13 protein-coding genes are annotated in these 20,629 nt (G+C 41.9%); 6 read left to right on the top strand and 7 right to left on the bottom strand.

Annotated features, from left to right (window positions below):
* Nucleotides 1-41: 41 nt before the first annotated feature.
* Complete coding sequence (locus tag RM347_RS22895) at nucleotides 42-1,964, bottom strand: Hsp70 family protein (RefSeq protein ID WP_322720129.1); 1,923 nt, start codon at nucleotides 1,962-1,964, stop codon at nucleotides 42-44.
* Nucleotides 1,965-1,979: 15 nt separating this feature from the next.
* Nucleotides 1,980-2,885 carry a hypothetical protein gene (locus tag RM347_RS22900; protein WP_322720130.1) on the bottom strand — a complete coding sequence of 302 codons (906 nt, stop codon included), beginning with the start codon at nucleotides 2,883-2,885 and terminating at the stop codon, nucleotides 1,980-1,982.
* Between the two features lie 268 nt (nucleotides 2,886-3,153).
* On the opposite strand from RM347_RS22900, the gene RM347_RS22905 reads away from it, so the two are divergent.
* A complete protein-coding gene (locus tag RM347_RS22905; protein ID WP_322720131.1) occupies nucleotides 3,154-3,945 on the top strand; it encodes an SAM hydrolase/SAM-dependent halogenase family protein in 792 nt (263 codons plus the stop codon).
* Between the two features lie 71 nt (nucleotides 3,946-4,016).
* Here RM347_RS22905 and RM347_RS22910 read toward each other — a convergent pair whose 3' ends face one another.
* Nucleotides 4,017-4,772, bottom strand: coding sequence for a glucose 1-dehydrogenase (locus RM347_RS22910; protein WP_322720132.1), 756 nt, complete (start codon nucleotides 4,770-4,772; stop codon nucleotides 4,017-4,019).
* Between the two features lie 738 nt (nucleotides 4,773-5,510).
* Here RM347_RS22910 and RM347_RS22915 point away from each other — a divergent pair.
* From RM347_RS22915 to RM347_RS22925, 3 genes are all read left to right on the top strand, one after another.
* A complete protein-coding gene (locus tag RM347_RS22915) occupies nucleotides 5,511-11,681 on the top strand; it encodes a DUF4347 domain-containing protein (protein WP_322720133.1) in 6,171 nt (2,056 codons plus the stop codon).
* A 349-nt stretch (nucleotides 11,682-12,030) separates the two neighbouring features.
* On the top strand, nucleotides 12,031-13,530 hold the full coding sequence (locus RM347_RS22920; RefSeq protein ID WP_322720134.1) for a cryptochrome/photolyase family protein: 1,500 nt from the start codon (nucleotides 12,031-12,033) through the stop codon (nucleotides 13,528-13,530).
* A 54-nt stretch (nucleotides 13,531-13,584) separates the two neighbouring features.
* On the top strand, nucleotides 13,585-13,806 hold the full coding sequence (locus RM347_RS22925) for a hypothetical protein (protein ID WP_322720135.1): 222 nt from the start codon (nucleotides 13,585-13,587) through the stop codon (nucleotides 13,804-13,806).
* A 434-nt stretch (nucleotides 13,807-14,240) separates the two neighbouring features.
* On the opposite strand, the gene RM347_RS22930 is transcribed toward RM347_RS22925, so the two are convergent.
* Entirely contained in the window at nucleotides 14,241-14,984 is a 744-nt protein-coding gene (locus RM347_RS22930) for a response regulator transcription factor (protein ID WP_322720136.1), read from the bottom strand.
* A 157-nt stretch (nucleotides 14,985-15,141) separates the two neighbouring features.
* Between RM347_RS22930 and RM347_RS22935 the strand changes: the two genes are divergently transcribed.
* The gene (locus RM347_RS22935) at nucleotides 15,142-16,206 is read left to right on the top strand and encodes a YheT family hydrolase (protein WP_322720137.1); all 1,065 of its coding nucleotides are present in this window, start codon (nucleotides 15,142-15,144) and stop codon (nucleotides 16,204-16,206) included.
* 94 nt (nucleotides 16,207-16,300) lie between these two features.
* Here RM347_RS22935 and RM347_RS22940 read toward each other — a convergent pair whose 3' ends face one another.
* The gene (locus RM347_RS22940) at nucleotides 16,301-16,468 is read right to left on the bottom strand and encodes a hypothetical protein (protein ID WP_190893192.1); all 168 of its coding nucleotides are present in this window, start codon (nucleotides 16,466-16,468) and stop codon (nucleotides 16,301-16,303) included.
* Between the two features lie 468 nt (nucleotides 16,469-16,936).
* On the opposite strand from RM347_RS22940, the gene hetI reads away from it, so the two are divergent.
* On the top strand, nucleotides 16,937-17,656 hold the full coding sequence (gene hetI / locus RM347_RS22945; protein ID WP_322720138.1) for a 4'-phosphopantetheinyl transferase HetI: 720 nt from the start codon (nucleotides 16,937-16,939) through the stop codon (nucleotides 17,654-17,656).
* Nucleotides 17,657-17,738: 82 nt separating this feature from the next.
* On the opposite strand, the gene RM347_RS22950 is transcribed toward hetI, so the two are convergent.
* Together RM347_RS22950 and RM347_RS22955 are read right to left on the bottom strand one after the other, a co-directional pair.
* Nucleotides 17,739-18,542 carry an SDR family NAD(P)-dependent oxidoreductase gene (locus RM347_RS22950; protein ID WP_322720139.1) on the bottom strand — a complete coding sequence of 268 codons (804 nt, stop codon included), beginning with the start codon at nucleotides 18,540-18,542 and terminating at the stop codon, nucleotides 17,739-17,741.
* Between the two features lie 570 nt (nucleotides 18,543-19,112).
* On the bottom strand, nucleotides 19,113-20,627 hold the full coding sequence (locus RM347_RS22955; protein WP_322720140.1) for a thioester reductase domain-containing protein: 1,515 nt from the start codon (nucleotides 20,625-20,627) through the stop codon (nucleotides 19,113-19,115).
* Nucleotides 20,628-20,629 lie beyond the last annotated feature (2 nt).

A 20,629-nucleotide genomic window follows, 5' to 3' on the forward strand; every position in this document is an offset into this window, starting at 1 on the left:
TCAGAATTTATAAAAAGTATATTTGCTGGCATACATCACCCCTATTGAATCAGAATTATGCAAGATTGAACTTTGGTGGCAAGGGTTTTTTGAAGCCCTTGCTCAACTTTGTCAATCAGTTTATCAAAAGCCTCTTGATCTGCTGTCAATTGTTCTTGAAGAACTTTCTCTAACTCCGGCTTTATTTGCTCACACATATCCTCGATTTTTTTGTCGCTCAAAAAACTAGAACGAACCCAACTAGGTACATCGACATTTGTTTTGATTACTTCTTGGACACTCTTACGATTTAGCTCCATTCCTGCCGCCATCACCGAAGCCCCATATACTAATGCAATAGGCCAGGTTAAATGTCCAGTTAGTATGAGAGTGATGATGCTAGCTACAGTGCCTCCACCAATTACTACATTGACGATAAAGCCTACTGTTTCAGCCAGGATAGCATCTCCAATTCGTAGCTCTGGGTTAACAAAATTTGGGTCAATGCTATCCTGGAACCTTAAGCTGCTTCTAGGTATCTGAAACTTTCGACAGATTGGATCGGTTTGTGCGGCTAAATCGGGTTGGATTTTATTGCTAAACCAAGAAGCGCATTGATGATTAATTATCTGCACAGCGCGGTCGCTTTTGAGCCACTGTTCTGCCCGACCGATCAAAGATGTTTCCAAATCTGCTAAAGTCCGTATTTTGTTTTTTTGCCAATCTTTTAAACCTGGTTTAACTGCATTGACAATCAAGCCATCTGTCAAAGGCTTAGTTAGTGATTCGATTAACTCCGGGATATGCCTTTCAATCAAACCTTTAAGCTTGTTCGAGGTAAATAGTTTGTTGACTTCTTCTTTAAAAGCAGCAGCACGCAGATCCCATCTTCCTACTCGTGCTAAACCCAGTGCAATGCACCGTTCCGGTTCTGGATCGGGGCGAAGCAGCGTTTCTGGTTCGGGAAACATTTCTTGACAAAGAACGTGCGTAAACTTCATGCGAGATGCACCGCCAGTCATCAGCAGAAGTTTCGGCACGATTCCAAGTTTTTCTAGCTTTTCTTTCGCCTCGGTTAAAGAGTCGCTAAACGATCGCACCCAACTATGATCCCCCAATTCCGGTAAGGGCTGGTTTAAAATTTCCTCCATCATCAATTTATTGACTTGGGGAATAAAATAAATCTGTTCGTTAATTGACTCGAAGCCACGCGCAAAGGATTCAGGATCGCTGTATAGCTGTTCATTAGAAAAGTAATCTTCTTTAGCTTTGCGACAAGCAAGTTCACAACGAGCTTGGTGATGCGGATATTCCTTAAATACTTTTTCGAGTAATGTTTTTTGTTCGTGGTTGGCAAGAGTCCGGGCAAAAATAGCTTTGTCAATTAGAGATGCACCTAAAGTATTACTCCCGAAATCTATGGGTATCTCTTCTAAGCTCTTAACCAGAGTAAAATCTGTGGTTGAAGAACCAATATCGACAATTAGCACCGATGCTACAAGTTTGTCATACTCCAACTTCCCGGCTTCTTTGGCTTGCATGAAAGCAGCCCGCGATTCAGGTACAACATTTAGTTGGGGAATGCCAGCTTCTTGAAGTAGCTTTTGGTATTCGGTGCGATCGCTAACTGACCATCCTGAAGGGCAACCTATGTAAAAATAGCTACCTTCTCCACCTTCAAGTTGTTTGCTTTCTTTCAAAAGGCGGTAGTAAGTTGCCACAAAAGTGCTAATTGTTTCCCGATATTTGGGATCGTTGTTGGGTTTTTGCTTGAAAGAGATTGTCAGTTGGGTAACGCCAGCTTGAATTAATGCTTGTTCGCCGACAAGATAACCGAGTTTAGGATGCCAGCCAAGGGCTGTAATTTGGTTCTTCCTGTTGTTAACCTCCAACATCTGGGGGGGTTCGATGCTTTCCACGATCGCTTTAGCTACAGCCGTTTCACCGTGCCCCAAATCAAAACCGATTGTTTCTAAAATTTCCATACCCATTATTGTCTATTATTCTCTAGAAGCGGAATAAGCTGGCTCAATTACCCTACCGCGCCGAATCAAGCGATCGCCTTTCAACAAAGCCGGAGTTAGAGTCACGTGATCTTTGGTATCGGGGTCGATACTTGGCTCGAAGTCAAAAAATTTGCGATCGCTGTGAGGGTCATTTGGTCGATAAATTTGAGCGTTAATTCCCTGAGACATTAAAATCTGTGGCAGAAGTTTTGCAAGTTCATAAGCCATTTGGGGTTTATCAAGTTTTGATGCGCCCATTAGCCTTTGCAGAAAATTTAATAGCTCTGGCAGTTCTTCTATTGCTAGGTCGCCTTCATGTTTATTCCATTCTTCTACTCTAGCTACTGCTAGGTCGATAGTGTTGAGAGCATCGCCAAGATGATCTAAAAATACTTTGCTATCAACCCGGAGCATAGGTTTGGGTAATTCCAATAGCTCTGAAGACATAGAATTTTGCTGATTCTTTAAGTCGAGTTGAAGCACAACTTCTACTCCTAGAAGTAGAGAGGTTAGCAAGATAGCCATCCATGCACCTGGGGTAGTTTTAGTTAAAGAGAACAACGAACCTAAGATGCCTATATAAATTAGTCCCTTTAGCAGTTTCAGAATTAATCTGCTGGAAAAAAACTTTGTACTTGGGTTAGTAAATTGCTTTTGCTCTGTTGGAGCAACTTGAGAATAGTTAGCCGCAGCAAGAGTGGCGATGGACTGCCGCAGCGTATCTAGGAAAAAAGAAGCCAGACAAACTTGAGCCAGATTAAGTTTTTCAATGTAAATTCTTTCGAGATTATCAAGTCGATTCTGAACCAACTTAACTATCTCCTCAATGTTGGTTGTGTTATCAATATCTGTCTGGAGTTGGTTGCGTTCTTCGCTAAAAAGTGAAGTGATTGTTTTCATTGCGCTCAGTAAGACTTTAACGTTATTAATAGGAGTGAAATGAGCAGACAACTGCTTATTTCAACCTGTAAGGGACTTGCAGTTAAAAAACATCCGATTATAGGGGGGTAAGGCTTTGCGCCACTACAAATTTACAAATAATTTATTTTTTGTCAGTCCCTAATCACATAATGACCGAATATTTCATAATTATGTTACATCGGGGATTTAATTATGAATTATGAATTAGATTGATTGCAAATTACTACCCATCAGAAGGAGGAGCAAAATGTTTATCTGCGTCATTGCAGACTACGGTACGGGAGATCCGGCATTTACAGAAGTCACACAACGTCTGCTGATGGCTTTTCCCCATGCCCAAATTCATTTGCTTTCGGTGCCAGCATTCAGTACATTGGCAACGGGATTCTGGATTGCTCAACTGGGACTCAACCCAGGCCCTAGCGATCGCCTAATTTATCACAACTGTGCCCCTCGTCAGGATGATCCTGAAGCCCGTCGAGACAATGAAGGTGAAGGACTAACTTATGCCCTTTTATCTAATGGTGTAAAAGTAGTGGGTGTGAATGCAGGCTATACCCTCTCCTTTATCAAAGACCATACAAAGGAGTTACGAGTGGTCAACGTTTCTCGTGGTGGATCGCAGTTTCGCTCACGGGATGTGTTTCCTCCGGCTGCGGCTGCCATTATGAGTGAAGATTTTAACCTTCTGGGAAATAATCTTATTCGTGAGCAAATCCCAGATGTTCCACCAGATCGAATTGCCTGGATTGATGGCTACGGCAACATCAAAACAACTATTGGAGCACATACACTTAACTTGCAGCCTCAAACCAAGATCGTAATCCGGATTGGAGATGTGGTCAGTGATGCAGTTTATTCTGATGGCAGTTTTAAGGTATCTGAAGGAACTTTAGCCTTTGCTCCTGGTAGTTCTGGTTGGTCAAGAGGCGATTCAGGAGAACCATTGCGCTTCCTAGAGCTATTTTTGCGAGGAGGGAGTGCTTGGGAGCGCTTTGGTCGTCCCCGTGTGAATCAGCAAGTAACTCGAATTGCCTAGAATCGGGTAGTTGACTTCTGTCTGTGGCTGAGTGCGGGCTGGCTTTATCGAGTTGTCCTGACAAAAAGCGATTAGATTTGTGCCGTGCCGCCATCAACGAAGAGTTCAATGCCAGTGATGTAGCTGCTATCGTCGGAGGCAAGGAAAGAGACTGCTTTAGCGATTTCGTCGGGTGTACCTGGACGACCTAAAGGTGTGGTGGTAGCGGTATCCGCTTTCATTTGCTCAATTTGCTCGTCGCTCATACCGAGTTCAGTTTTGTAGCCAGGTGTGATCACCGTCCCCGGACTGACAACATTGACTCGAATTTGGCGGTCTTTGAGATCGACTGACCAGGTGCGTGCGAACGAGCGCAGAGCAGCCTTGGTGGCAGCATAGACGCTGAAAGCTGGTATGCCCTTGATCGATACCATCGACCCGTTGATGACGATCGACCCACCAGCAGGCATCAGTGGCAGCGCCTTCTGCACGGTGAAAAGCGTACCCTTGACGTTGATGCCAAAATACTTGTCGAAGTGCGCCTCGGTGATTTGTTCGAGCGGCACAAACTCGCCGCCACCTGCGTTAGCAAAGAGGATATCGAGGCGTCCTTTCTGCTCTTTGATCGTGGCGTAAAGGCGATCGAGATCGGCGAGATTCGACACGTCACCTTGAACAGCAGTGACATTTTCGCCGATCTCCTTGACCGCAGCATCGAGTCCGTCTTGACGACGACCTGTAATAAAGACGTACGCCCCCTCTGCAACGAACCGCTTTGCTGTGGCGAGTCCGATGCCACTGTTGCCGCCGGTAACAAGTGCGATTTTTCCTGTGAGTTTCTGTGACATGGTAATGCCTCCCTTGAATGAGTTGAGTATGAGTTTTGATAGTACTTATACTTAAGGGCTGTAGCCACCTTCGACATCAGGCATTGTCCCGATGACGTTGGAAGCGGCAGTACTAGCAGTAAATGATTTATTTACCAATCGGTATAAAAGCAATATCACCTTTTAACTCATGTTGTCAAGTGAGTTTTATACTAGAAGGTATGAAAATAGAAAAATCTAATAGCGATCGCTCTGATCTGCTGTGTCACAACCGTTAACATTGGCATAACAGTCCAAGCTGCGGGCATGGATGAATTGCGAGGGGTTTTCAAGATAGCCTTGCTGGACTGCCCGAAGTCGGACGACACCTATTTGGATCTAATGTGGAAATTGTCAGATATCCATTGATTCATCCGCCAGATGTACAGAATTTATGCTGAATTCTGACTTCTGCTCCTGACTCCTTTCTTATTCAAGCAGTAATTATTACTAATTATTTGTTGAGGCTTTATAGCTTCTTAATAATATTTCAGAAAATATATCGATGTAATTAATATCTGCAATTAGCAAAATGGCAAAGGGAGAATGGTTTGTCAGTTTGAAGTTTCCTTTACTAATTAGGCTGAAAAATCAAACTGAATTTTAAGTTAATGATTTATGGATTATGCTCTTGTCCTTAAATCATCCAATCTCTTATCTCTTGTTCAAGAGTTTTACTAACAATTAGATATCTAAACTTTAGCGGATAATTCCAAGAACATGAATATTCAGAATACAGGCATACTTTTCCTTGACTCCTCCGTTAAGAACTATAAAATATTGCTGAAAAGTGTTGTATCAGGAATTGAGGTAATAGTCCTTGACTCGAACCAAGATGGGGTAGAGAAAATTACTCAAACACTTTTACAACGCCCTAGAGTTGAAAGTGTCCACATTGTTTCTCATGGTTCTCCCGGTTGCCTCTACCTGGGTAATACGCAACTCAGTCTCAGCAGTTTAGAACGCTATACCCAAGAGCTACAAACTTGGTTCTCTCCATCTCTAATACTCTACGGCTGTAACGTCGCCGCTGGGGACGCAGGAGAGGAATTTTTACATAAATTGCACCAATTGACGGGAGCAAATATTGCTGCTTCTACTACACCAACAGGGAATGCGGCGTTGGGAGGAGATTGGAATTTACAGGTTCAAGTCGGCAAAGATTTTCCCATCCCACATCCTATAGCTTTGGTATTCCGACAAGAGACTCTTTCTAGTTATACGGGAATACTTGCTCCTGGAAACCTCGATACTACCTTTGGCGTTGGTGGTAAAGTCATTACAAATATTGGTGGTAGTGACACAGCTTATGCTGTTGCGATTCAAGCGGATGGCAAGATTGTAGTAGTAGGAGAAACCTACAATAGCAATGGTGACTTTGCGGTGGCTCGCTATAATCTAGATGGTAGCCTCGATAGCAGCTTTGAGAATAGCGGCAAGGCGATCGCAGATTTTGCTAACCAAACCGATAGAGCTTACAGCGTTACCATTCAGTCAGATGGCAAAATTTTAATCGGCGGAATTACCTACAATGGCAACCAAGTTGATGCTGGTCTTGTACGCTACAACTCTAATGGCAGCTTAGATAGCAGCTTTGGCAATGGCGGAAAAGTTGTTACAAACTTTGAGGGTAAAAACGAATGGATAAAAAGCGTTGCCGTCCAATCAGACGGCAAAATTATTGTGGGGGGATATCTTACCCAAAATGACCCTTACCTGAATACTGACTTTATCCTGATACGTTACAACTCAGATGGCAGTCTGGATACTAGCTTTGGTAATGGGGGTAGGGTTCTTACTCCCATGAGCGACGGCCAAGACGCTATTGCAAGTATCTTGATTCAGCCAGACGGTAAGGTTGTAGTCACTGGCAGTGGCATGAATAGTAATGGCAGCAATAACTTTATCTTGGCACGTTACAACTCCAATGGCAGTATAGATACTAATTTTGGTAGTAACGGTAAAGTAATCACAGACTTTCCTGGCACAGATGACTTTGCAGATAGTGTTGCTCTCCAATCTGATGGCAAAATTGTTGTGGCCGGATCTACTGGAAACATTGGTGCTAATGGAGATTTTGCTCTAGCACGGTATAACTCTGATGGCACTCTGGACGCTAATTTTGGTAATGGCGGTAAGGTTGTTACAGACTTAGGCAGCAGCCTTGATGTTGGCCAAAGTTTGGCTATTTTGCAGAATGGCAAAATTGTTGTGTCCGGGTTTGCTCAAAACAGCGATCGCCGTGATTTTGCTTTAGCTGTCTACAACTCCAATGGCAGCTTAGATACCAGCTTTGGCAATAGCGGTAAAGTTATAACTCCTGTTAGCAGTAGTTATTTTCAAAACACGGCGGTTGCCGTTCAGTCCGACGGTAAAATTGTGGTTACAGGAAGTGACAACGGGAATTTTGTTGTAACACGTTACGAGGCACCCTCTAGCAATCTTCCTAGTCCTTTGAATTTACCTTATTACCAACTAGCAACAAGCGACTTTCTCCAAGACTGGTCAAATACTAATTTGATTAATACGGATGATGATTGGAGTAATTTACCCAACATTAGGGGTTTTCGAGGTGATGGTTTAGTTAGTAGCACGGGTATTAACCCACAAACAGTACTAGCTGATGCTTCTGCAACTCCTGTTGATGTGAATGCTAATCAAACTAATCCAAGTACTTATACGAATAGTGGAATTGCGGAATTCGCATTGAGCAACCCAACTGTTGCCCTCAGAGGCTCATCAACCGCTACAGCGCCGAATTTAGTTATTTATTTAGATGCTACTGGACGGCAGAATGTTCTACTTTACTTCACCCTACGTGACATAGATACCTCAACACGCAATGCCATTCAATCTGTTGCTGTACAATACCGCATTGGGGATACAGGAGATTTCATCAATCTGCCATCAGCTTTTGTACCCGATGCTTCTAATAATGCCTCAAGTTTAGTGTCTTCTGACGCACGGGAAGCACGCCTAATTGTTTTATTGCCACCCGAAGTTACCAATCAGGCAAAAGTCCAAGTTCGCTTTATTACTACTGATGCGAATGGAGAAGATGAGTGGATTGGGGTTGATGATATCAAGGTTAGCAGTGCGGCTATTGGCACTAATCAGCCACCAATAGTTAAAAACGATACTTATTTTGTAGCGGCAAACACACAATTACAGACTGCTGCGGCGATCACATCGCTGACTTTAGATAGCGATCGCGGTAACTATATCGGTCAGAGTGATTACTATACCTATAGTCCCACTTCAAATAAGATTAGCGCTGTCCGTGCCTACCCCACAAATCCCAGTAAGAATAATGCTATCCGAATTAGTTTCTCTGGTATTAGCGATTGGTGGGATCTTTCATTTGCAGCTCCATTTAATGCTCCACTGACAGCAGGCACTACATACACAGGTGCGGCACGTTTCCCATTCCAAGCCTCTAATCAGCCTGGTTTAGATGTCAGTGGTAATGGACGAGGCTATAACAGTCTCACAGGCGAGTTTACAGTCAACCAAATCACCTACGGTTCTGGCGACGAAATTCTCAATTTTGATGCCACCTTCCAAGAATACGGTGATGGCGACCCTGCTAGCGAAAGCTTCAAAGGCCGCATTCAATACCGCGCTACTCCTAACAATTTAGTTGCTGGTGTATTAACGAATGACTCAGATAGTGAAAATACGCCACTGAAAACAACTTTAGTGTCTGGACCAAACAACGGTAGCCTCGTTTTCAATTCTGATGGGTCTTTTACTTACACTCCTAATGCAGGCTTTCAAGGTGTTGATACATTCAGCTATAAAGCTAATGATGCAATCGCAGATTCTAATATTGCCACAGTAACTTTAAATGTTGGTAATCAAGCGCCTACAGTCACCTTGCCCAGCACAAACCCCACTTACTTTGAAAATGCACCTGGCATCTTCATTGACCCTAATGCAACTGTCACAGACTTTGATTCCCAAAACTTCGATTTAGGTAAATTAACTGTTCGCTTGAGTAATGGTGGTACTCCTGATGACCGTATTGCTATTCAAAACAGCCCGACAAATAAAATTGAATACTTTGGTACAAATGTTTTTTACAATACTAGTTTGATTGGTAATTACACTGGTGGAATCGGCATCCAAGATTTAGTAATCAACCTCAACTATAATGCTACGCCTACTGCTGTCCAAGCCTTGATACGCAGTATTAATTACGCCAATGTCTCTGACAATCCCTCCACTACTCCCCGTCTTGTCAGCTTTGTATTGACTGATGGTGATGGCGGTACTAGTGCCACAGTTTCCAAGACGATTAATCTTACCGCTATCAATGATTCTCCTACAATCAGTTTGCCAGGAACTAATCCCACCTACACTGAAAATGACCTTGGTATCTTCATTGACCCTGGTGCAACCGTCCTAGACCCTGATTCCCAAGACTTCGATTTAGGTAAATTGACTGTTCAATTCAGTAATGGTGGAACTACTGACGATCGCCTCATCATTCAAAGCAACACAACAAATAAAATTGAAGTCAACGATACAACCATTTCATACAATAGTAGCTTCATCGCTACTTTCAGTGGCGGTATTGGCGCTCAAAACTTGGTAATCAACTTTAACTCTAAAGCTACGCCTACTGCCGTACAAGCTGTATTACGTAGTATTAATTACGCCAACGTTTCTGAGAATCCCTCCACTACTCCCCGTACCGTCAGCTTTGTATTAACTGATGGTGATGGCGGTACTAGTACCATAGTTTCCAAAACGATTAACGTTATTGCTATCAACGATTCTCCGACAATCAGTTTGCCAGGAACTAATCCCACCTACACTGAAAACGACTCTGCTATCTTCATTGACCCTGATGCAACTGTCACAGACTTTGATTCCCAAGACTTCGATTCAGGTAAATTGACTGTTCGCTTCAGTAATGGTGGAAGTGCTGACGATCGCCTCATCATCCAAAGCAACACAACAAATAAAATTGCAGTCAACGACACAAGCATTTTATACGATACTAGCTTCATTGCTACTTTCAGTGACGGTATTGGCACTCAAGATTTAGTAATCAGCTTTAACTCTAAAGCTTCGCCTACTGCTGTTCAAGCTGTGCTACGCAGTATTAGTTACACCAACGTCTCTGACAATCCCTCCACTACTCCCCGTACTGTCAACTTTGTGTTAACTGATGGTGATGGCGGTACTAGTGCTACTGTCTTGAAGACGATTAATGTTACTGCTATCAACGATTCTCCGATAATCAGTTTTCCAGGAACTAATCCCACATACACTGAAAATGACCCTGCTATTTTCATCGATCCTAGTGCAACTGTCCTAGACTCTGATTCCCAAGACTTCGATTCAGGTAAATTGACTGTTAACTTCAGTAATGGTGGAAGTGCTGACGATCGCCTCATCATCCAAAGCAACACAACAAATAAAATTGCAGTCAACGATACAAGCATTTTGTACGATACCAGCTTCATCGCTACTTTCAGTGGCGGTATTGGGACTCAAAACTTGGTAATCAACTTTAATTCTAAAGCTACACCTGCTGCCGTCCAAGCCTTGATACGCAGTATTAGTTACGCCAATCTCTCTGAGAATCCCGCTACTACTCCCCGTACTGTTAGCTTTGTGTTGAGTGATGGTGATGGTGGTACTAGTGCCATAGTTTCTAAGACGATTAACGTTACTGCTGTCAACAATGCCCCGATTGTTACTGCAAATCAAAGCTTCAACATTAATGAAAACAGCAGTAATAACACGGTGGTTGGTACTGTAGTTGCTACCGATATCGAGGGAACTACCTCATTTTCCAACTGGACAATTCTTGATGGTAACCTTGACCTCGATGGAGATGGGAAAACTGCTTTTAGCATCAACTCTAATTCTGGACAAATTACTGTTAGCGATCGCGATGACCTTGACTTTGAGAGCAATCCTAAGTTTCAATTACAAGTGACTGTCAGTGATAGCACTGATACGAGTACCAAACAAGCGATCGCTGTCAATCTTAATGATGTCAGCGAAAAGACTATCTATGGTACGTCTTCAGGCAATAGGCTAAATGGCAGTACAACTGATGATACTATCTACGGCTATGAAGGAAATGACTACCTTTACGGTCAGGATGGTAACGATAATCTCATAGGTGGTACTGGCAATGACTACCTTTACGGTCAGAATGGTAGCGATAATCTGATTGGTGATGCTGGCAATGACTACCTTTACGGTCAGGATGGTAGCGATAATCTGATTGGTGGTGCTGGCAATGACATCCTTTCTGGCAGTGGAGGTGATGATATTTTCGACGGTGGTGATGGCATTGATTCACTTAAGGAATCAGGTGATGTCAACTTTACCTTAACTGACACTCAACTAGTTGGTTTAGGTAATGATAGCCTCATCAATATTGAACGAGTAACGCTGACAGGCGGCATTAGTAACAATATTTTAAATGGTTCATCATTCACGATTGCTAGTGTCTATCTTTATGGTGGTAATGGTAATGATAGCCTCTTAGGCGGCAGTAATAATGATTACCTGTACGGTCAGAATGACAGCGATCGCCTGATTGGCAATGCTGGCAATGACTACCTTTATGGTGGTGCAGGTGACGACATCCTGATTGGTGGTGCTGGCAATGATTTACTCTATGGACAAACGGGTGCGGATATTTTTGTTCTCGCATCAGGAAACGGCAGTGATAGCATCTCTGATTTTAAGGATGGCATCGACAAACTTGGCTTATTAGGTAGTTTAACCTATGGGGCTTTAACTATCTCTGCAAGTAGTAATAAGACTTCTATTCGGATTACTTCCACAAATGAGACGTTAGCTATTTTGAGCAACATCAATCCCAGCTTGATTACAGAGAGTGATTTTATACCAGTTTTCTAAAATCTGCATCATCATCTGTTACCTACTTTTGGACTGGAGTTTATGCGATCGCCTCAGAAATTTTAGAAGAAAACTGATAAACTACCAAATCAAATCCGATCTGGGGAAGGGGGAAAGGGTAAAGGATGTATTCAAAACCTTTTCCCTTTCCCCTTTTCTCTTTAATCGAACCGTATTGCCCCACGTCTTACAAATAGGGAGCATCCCACTTTTTTGCATGTCATTGCGAGACGCACTCGCGTTCGCAATGACAGTTATTCTCTCATTGAAAAATAAAAACTGGGATGTACCCTTACAGATAAACATAGATAGTGTTTATCTGTAGATATGGGTATTAGTGGTAGTAACAATGACAATTGGAGTTTGGATCTTAGGCGACCAACTTTCGGTAAAACAAGCAGCTTTAGAAAGTTGTTTTCATCAAGAGAACCTACCTGTAATTTTTATTGAGTCGCTGCGTCATGTTCAAGTAAGACCTTACCATCGACAAAAATTAGTTTTACTTTGGTCGGCAATGAGGCATTTTGCCCAAGAGTTGCAACAACTAAAATATTCGGTCACATACAAAATAGCTGAAGATTTTGAAACACCACTCCAAGAATGGATTAAGGCAAATCAAATTACTCAGTTGCAGGTGATGACACCGAATGATCTACCGTTCACTCAAATGATTCGAGGTTTAGAACTCTTCTGCAAAATCACTTTGATTCCTAACAATCATTTTTTGTGGAGTACAGAAGAATTCAATAATTGGGCGTCAAGTCGTAAGCGTCTATTAATGGAAGACTTTTATCGGGAAGGAAGGCGACGTTTCCAAATTTTAATCGAGAAAGATAAACCAGTCGGCGGACAGTGGAATTTAGATAAAGAAAATCGTCAACCACCCAAAGGGAAATTAAATACACCACCTGCACAATGGTTTGAACCAGATGAAATTACTCTCGATGTCATTGCTCAAGTTAATTCTCTCACTTGCCCAACTTATGGGGAAATAAAACCTTTTCGCTGGGGAATAAATCACCAACAGGCACTTCAAGTATTAGATTGGTTTATTCAAAATCGTCTACCGCATTTTGGCCCCTACCAAGATGCAATGGTAACGGGAGAAGAAACAATGTGGCACGCGCTAATTTCTCCTTATTTGAATATTGGATTACTCCAACCAATGGAGGTAATTCAGGCTGTACAACAAGCATATTTCCAACACCAATTGCCTTTAAATAGTGTAGAAGGTTTCATTCGTCAAATATTGGGCTGGCGAGAATATATGCACGGCATCTATCGCTATGTAGATGCAGATTACTCAGATAAAAATTGGTTTAATCACACACAACCGCTCCCGGATTTTTTCTGGACAAGTAGAACCGAGATGAATTGTCTACACCAGACTCTCACGCAAGTGGAACGCACTGGCTACGCTCATCATATTCAACGGCTAATGGTGTTGAGTAATTTTGCTTTAATTGCCGGACTTTCACCACAATCTGTAGAAAACTGGTTTCATGCGGTGTTTATTGATGCTTATGACTGGGTAATGCAGACGAATGTTATTGGTATGGGTTTATTTGCTGATGGAGGTGTGTTGGCATCAAAACCTTATGCTGCTTCTGCTAACTATATAAATAAAATGAGTGACTATTGCAAAAGTTGTGTTTATAACCATAAGGAACGTGTTGGTAAAAACGCTTGTCCGTTCAACTTCTTCTATTGGGATTTTCTTAACCGACACCGTCAACAACTAGAGTCTCAAGGAAGGATGAGTTTTATTTTAAAGAATTTAGATAAAATGTCTTCTGAAGAATTACAGTCTATCCGCCAACAAGCCGAAGATTGGCACACCCAGTCATAGTATATCGCCAGGTATTTAAAGCCAGTCACTTATCAATGCAGGAGAGATACCTAAATGACAAAAGCAACGGAGAACACATTTGGTTCAGGGATGACTAATGAAGATTGGTTTAACTTAGGAAAATCTGATGCTTGGGCTGGAAAAGCCAAGGTGCCACCAGAACAAGATTCTCAAGCTGCTAGTATGTACGAACTGGGTTACTGCGAGGGAGAAATTAGACATCCGCCAACTGAAATTAGTCAGTACCCTACAGCCCATATTCGGCACTTCAATTAGTGTATAAAGAGTATCTTCGGTGTTGTTGAGTATTGTACAACAATACTTCAGATAATATTATGTCCGCTTAATTGCTTATTAAATAGTCGGAAAATCTCATCCACATTGACTTGAATCTGGTAGGGTGCGTTATGGACATTAGTCCTAACGCACCGTAATGGCGTGTCTAGACTAAAATAGTGTATTAGATTTTGTAGGTTAGGTCGTTCACGTCAGCGTCGCGTAGCGAAGTATCAGACCCAACACCCAGATGAATATTGGGTTTCGCGTTGCTCAACCCAACCTACACTTAATGCATAATTTTAGGCTTGTCACGCCAATACAAAAGTATCCTAAAGCCCGATTCTCTCATCGCTAAATAAACGGTAAAGAATAAGGGTTTCTGAGAGTTTTCGCCTAAGTGATGGCAAAGTTTAAGGGAATTTAGTGTGATTTCATTCAACCAATGTTGCGGAAGCCCCTTCATTTGATGGAGGTATACTGGGTAATTCAAGACAGTATCCAGCACCATACACTGTCTTGATATAGCGAGGGTGGCGAGGATCTGGTTCTAGTTTGGTTCTCAAGTGGCGAATATGGACTCGAATGGTTTCAATGTCGTCATCAGGATCGTAGCCCCAAACTTCTCTGAGGATTTCGCTGGGAGAAACCGTTTGACCGTGGCGTTGCAGCAAGCAGTGAAGTAACTCAAATTCCAAGTGAGTCAATTTCACTGTTTCATTGAACCATATTGCCTCAAATCTTTCGGGAACAAGGGTGAGTGAGCCATAGTTGAGAATCTCACTATGCTTTGCGGCTTGGGGAATGCGGTCAGTTCGCCGCAAAAGTGCCCGCACCCGCGCCAGCAGTTCTTCAACTTCAAAAGGTTTCGTGAGGTAGTCATCTGCGCCAGCATTGAAGCCCTCCACCTTGTCCTGAGTTTGGCTCAAAGCCGTCAACATTAACACCGGAATCTCAGAGGTGCGATCGTCGCGGCGCAGGCGTTGGCAAACGGTAAACCCATCTACCCTGGGCAACATCAAATCAAGCATGATCAAGTCTGGTTGTAGCTGGAGAGCCAGCGCTTGACCTTTGATGCCGTCTTCAGCTTGACTAACATCGTAGCCAGCCATTTCCAAGTTGACGGCAACTAGTTCTGAAATCGCTGGGTCATCGTCTATGACAAGAATCCTCGGCATTCTTAAAAAATTATTACTACTTATTAAGGATAAATAACAACCTTTGATAGATACAAAGATTTTTGAATCGATTCTAAAAAAGTTTTTAAATCTTACATAAATATTAAGATTAAATGACTGTGAAATCAAGACTCAATTACATGAAATCTTATAGTCTATGATGTGTTATACTCCCCCCTACAATCCGTCTTGGTTTTTACAAAACGGTGTGATAATGACTGTATACACCGCTTTGTGGGGAAAACGTTACTGGGAAAGTACTACTCTCTTACCAGAACCGTCTTATCACGAGAAAATCTTTGTTGGTGGCCAAGGTGTGCCAATTTTTGGCTTGGTTGCCATTCCTGAAAATGCTCATAGCACCATTATCGGTACTTATGGCATTACTGGAGAGTTAGAGACGGAATGGTTTTTGAGAGTGCTAGGACGTAAAGCCTATGCTCAAGGATACGCTGTGGTGTTATTTGATTGGCGGGCCCACGGCAAAACTGCCCAATTTTCGTCGACTCTAACTTCTGATGGTTTGTATGAGGGGGAAGATTTTGTTCGCATCGCCGCCGCTGCTAAGGCAATGGGATGTCCGGGTAAATTTTGGTTTACAGGGTACTCTTTAGGAGGGCAATTGGCGCTGTGGGCGGTGAAGGTCGCTCTTGAGGTGATTAGGGAGCATGGAGATTTAGGACTAGAAGATAGCGATATTGGCGGTGGTATGGTGATTTGTCCGAGTTTGGATTCGGAGCGATCGCTATCTTATCTAGTTACAAAGCCCTTCGGCAGATATTTGGAAGCGGGGATTGCCCAGAATTTAAAAAAACTGGCATGGCGGATACATGATGCTCATCCTGGAAGTCTTGACCCAGCAGCGATTGAACGGGCAAACAGTATTTGGGGTTTTGATAATGAACTGGTAATTAACCGACTTGGTTTTTCTTCTGTGGAAGCATATTACCAAGCTAGTAGTGCTTTACAAATATTGCCGCAAATCTCAAAACCGACTTTGATTTTATATGCTGCTGATGACCCACTTTTTGACCCAGCTATCATACCGGAATTACAAGATGCGTGCGATCGCAATTCCGCAATAGATTTGTTACTCACTCAATACGGCGGTCATGTTGGCTATTTGAGTAGTAAAGAGTGCCAGCGTCAAGTACAAGATTCTGATCCTTGGTGGGCATGGAATCGGGTTTTACAATGGTTGCAGGAAAAGCGAATAGGGTAGTAGGCGAGAAAATATTCTAGTTGCTAGGATACTCGACGGATGAAGTCGCATTGTTTGGAAGCCCAAAATAGAGAGGATGGCATTGACCCAGAAGCTACCACAATATCATTGGTAAACCAGCAATAACAGAAGCAATACCCGTCCAGAGAGTAAAACGCGCAATATCTAACTCATCCAAAGCAACGCTCATTTGCCTAATTGCTAATAGCAGCGCTGCTAGTAGCAGTATAAAGAAGGCAAAGTACTCCAAATTAAGAATCATTCATCCTCACTATGTTCTACAAAAAAGTAGTTGTAATAGGTTTTTAACAAGCATTGGCAAGGTTTTTTTGTTCCCGATCTAACACTTTCTGAGAAAAATATTTACGACTGAAGAGATATCTACTTCAGAACACTTGTAGACATTGGTCGTAGTTCCTTTGAGTAATGCTGTAATAGCTAATGTTGTAGCCAAAATAAAATATGCGATTCTCTCTCAGGGGATTTAACGTGGAGTTGAGGAGCGTACATCTAGAGTAATAAATTATAATATTTAGCTGGCAAAAGCAATCGCGGCTACCTGTATTTATGTTTACAGCTAGACTTAATATCTAACAACACCTATGGCAGATTATAGGAAAAACACGCGCAGTTGTATATAGTAATGCTAAAGCGTCAAACCAGATCCACGCATAATATCGTCGTAATTAAACAAACTATTAAAGTACAACTCCCTTGACTTTTTGATTCAATGACCGCTTCTAATGATATTTGGCTACCTGCACCTACAGATTTCACTCTATTACCAGACGAGATTCATGTTTGGCGCATAGACCTTGACCAACCGGAACCACAACTACAAAATTTAGCAACAACCCTTTCCAGTGACGAAACGGCTCGTGCTGAAAGGTTCTATTTTCAAGAACATCGACAGCGTTTCATCGCTGGTCGTGGTATTCTCCGAAGTATATTAGGTCGCTATTTGGATGTCCAACCCCGACAAGTGCAGTTTAATTATCAACAGCGTGGCAAACCAGTATTAGCAGATACATTTGCCGATAGTGGACTGGCATTTAACTTGTCTCATTCCCAAGGGTTGGGTTTGTGTGCGGTAAATTGTACCCACCCAATTGGTGTAGACCTAGAATATATTCGCCCGATGTCTGATATTGAAGCTCTTGCCAAACGGTTCTTTTTACCGAGAGAATATGAGATGTTGCGATCGCTATCTCCCAATCAACAGCAAGAAGTATTTTTTCGTTACTGGACTTGTAAGGAAGCTTATTTAAAAGCAACTGGAGACGGACTATCCCAGTTAGAGCAAGTTGAAGTGTCGTTGACTCCTACAGAACCAGCCAAGTTACAGATATTAGAAGACTGGAGTCTTTTTGAACTAGTACCTACTAACAATTATGTTGCTGCCGTTGCCATAGCAAATTATGGCTGGAACTTAAAATGCTGGCAATATTAATCTTGATTAAGCTCATCTTTGGCTGAAACAAGAGAGATATTGCGGACAAATGACTAATGACTAATGACTAATGACAACCAGCTTACTTATCCTCCTGCATATTTCTCACAATTTTTGTCACCAGGTTTCTGGGTACAAATCTGACACATTTTGCGAGTAGTTTATTCATAAAACCAGGAATGACAATGGTTTGGCCCTTCATTAAGCCGTGAAAACCAATTTCGGCTACAGTTTGTGCATCCATCATTCTCTTACCCTTGAGCAACTTCGAGTCAGCCATCCCGGTTCTTTCATGAAAGCCAGATTCTGTTGAGCCTGGGCAAAGAACTGTCACAGTGACACCAGTACCTTCTAATTCATTAGCGATCGCTTCCGAAAAAGATAAGATATAAGCTTTAGTAGCAAAATAAACCGCCATCAAAGGCCCTGGTTGAAAAGCAGCAGCCGAAGAAACATTCAATATTTTTCCTTCACCTTGCTTTACCATGTGCTTCACAAATAGCTTGGTTAAATGGGTGAGGCACACCAAATTTACCTGTAGCATTTCCAATTCAGTAGCTAGGTCTGTTTCGTGAAATAATCCATAGATACCAAATCCAGCATTATTTACCAGCACATCAACATTAATATTGGCGAGTTGCAACTCCGTGAAAATTTCTTCAGGAGCAGTTGATATAGATAAATCCTTAACAATAGTTTTGACAAGATTTCCAAATTTTTTTTGGAATTTAGCTGCAATTTCTACTAACTTTAGCCCGTTTCTGTCTACTAAGACTAGATTGTAATCATGAGTGGCAAAAATACAGGCTAATTCGTAGCCAATTCCACCGGCTGCCCCAGTAATAAGAGCAGTTCTTTTGCTCTGACCTTGATGTGTTTTGTTCATGTAAAAATATTGGTGAATTCAACTTGATGAAGCTGCCTTGCATTTACAGTGGTTCTCGTTCTACAATTAAGTACACGTAATATTTGAACCTACAATAACTGTCTTGAGTTATTATCCTTTCAAATGCTTTTGTGATGCCTTGGATAGATGTAACAGTCCAAACGTAAATTTAGGACTTATGCATCAAAGAAGTGGGGCATTAAAGAAGTTTGATTATTTCAAGCTACTAGCACTGGCTTTTGATTACTCACAAAAGTCAGCAGGCAAAATCAAACTTTTATGCCCGACACTAACCATTCTATCCTCAATTGCTTCTGTCAAGTCGTGAATCCTAAAAAATTACATTATTGAGCATAAAAAAACAGGGCAATTATATTGCCACTGTTGGTATATAAGTTGTTACTGGCATCTGAAATATTAACTATTCAGTAGTACTGAATTTTAAAAAACATCGACTAAATAAACTTGTTTTGTTGTAGTTGTAGGGTGTGTTACGGCTTCCGTAACGCACCGAAAGTATTCGGGATAGTGCGTTACGTTCCTAACACATCCTACGCAAGTTGTGAACTCCTAAGCGAGATTCAAGAAACCGCTTTGAATCAAGTAGGCGGTATAAGTCATAAACAATTGAGAGTCAATTGGGGGACAAGCAATAGAACTACCTGCCAATGCGTGAAGAGTATCTTGGCAGCTAATATGGGGTCTTCTAGCTTGTAAATACAAATCAGGAATAGTCAGTTGTTCATCAGACCAACGTTCCAGTAAAAATGGTCGCAGAGTGTACAAAGGATTGTCAGCAGAAGTCACATTATTGATTAACTCTGATTGCCATTTTTCGTAAGGAATCATTTCAACTGAATAACCAAATGAGCGTATCCACTCAACTAGCATTTTTAAAGCAGCGGGTTGGGGATGTTGTAAATTGAAAGCCTTACCTATGGATTCTTCCTGCCGTGATAGATAAACGATCGCTTTACTTACATAGTCCACAGGTGACATATCCAACATATAATCTACATCAGGGAAATATCCCATTTGTAGACAGCCCTTGGTCATCAAATTGATAAAGTCATGTGTGTTACAAATGCCTGTTTTGCTATCACCTGAAATCAGTGGGGGTCTATGGATAGTTACAGGTAGTCCACGGTCACGAGCAATTTTGACTAACTTTTCAGCTACCCATTTAGTTTGTGAGTAACCGAGATAAATACCTTCCCAATGATTGAATTCATCCTGTTCTTTAACAACCTTGCCAGCGTAAGCAGTAGATTCAAAAACAGCAACACTAGAAACGTAATGTACAGGCTTGACTTTAACTTGACAAGCTAATCTTAAAACTTCTTGAGTGCCTAAAACATTGGCTGCTTTCAGTGCTGAGTATGGGAAAACATAATTCAATAAAGCAGCACTATGATAGATGGTATCAATATTTGCAGCTAAGACTTGAAACTGTTCGGAACCAATACCTAACAATGGTTGAGATAAATCGCCGACAATCGGAATAATTCTGAAGGCAAATTCTTCCTGCCAAATAGCATACTGTTCCAGATTCTTTTGGAGTTTGCTTTTGCCTTCTTCAGCATTAGCAGCACGCACTAAGCAATAGATATCAGCGTTGGTTTCTTGTAGCAATTCCCGGATGATAAAAGCTCCTAAAAAGCCTGTTCCTCCAGTTAAAAAGATGTTCTTGGGTTCACCTATAGCTACATTAGATGCAGCGCCGGGATGGATAGTGGGGTCAAGAACAGCCTCAGCACCTAAATCTAGAACAGAGGGTGCAGCATTGGCATTAGAGGCTGTCACCTTTGTATCTTGAATTGGTGAACCTTCTTGTACTTCTTCAGCTAAACGCTGTGAAAGAGCCTCAATATTTGGGTAATGCCACAGCAGCAATGGAGAGGGTTGAAATCCTAGTAACTTTTCTAAGTTGCTTACTAGAATCATTGCTTGGGCTGAATCCAACCCATAGTTTTCTAAATGTTCTTTGATATCTATTTCATCAGTTGCTACTCCTAGCAACTTAGCTAAGTTAGATACCAAAAATATTTGAATATCGTCTGCGGTGAAAGACTGTTTTATAGTCATTT

Origin of the sequence: Nostoc sp. ChiQUE02, from assembly GCF_034531305.2 — a bacterium.
GTDB lineage: Bacteria > Cyanobacteriota > Cyanobacteriia > Cyanobacteriales > Nostocaceae > Nostoc.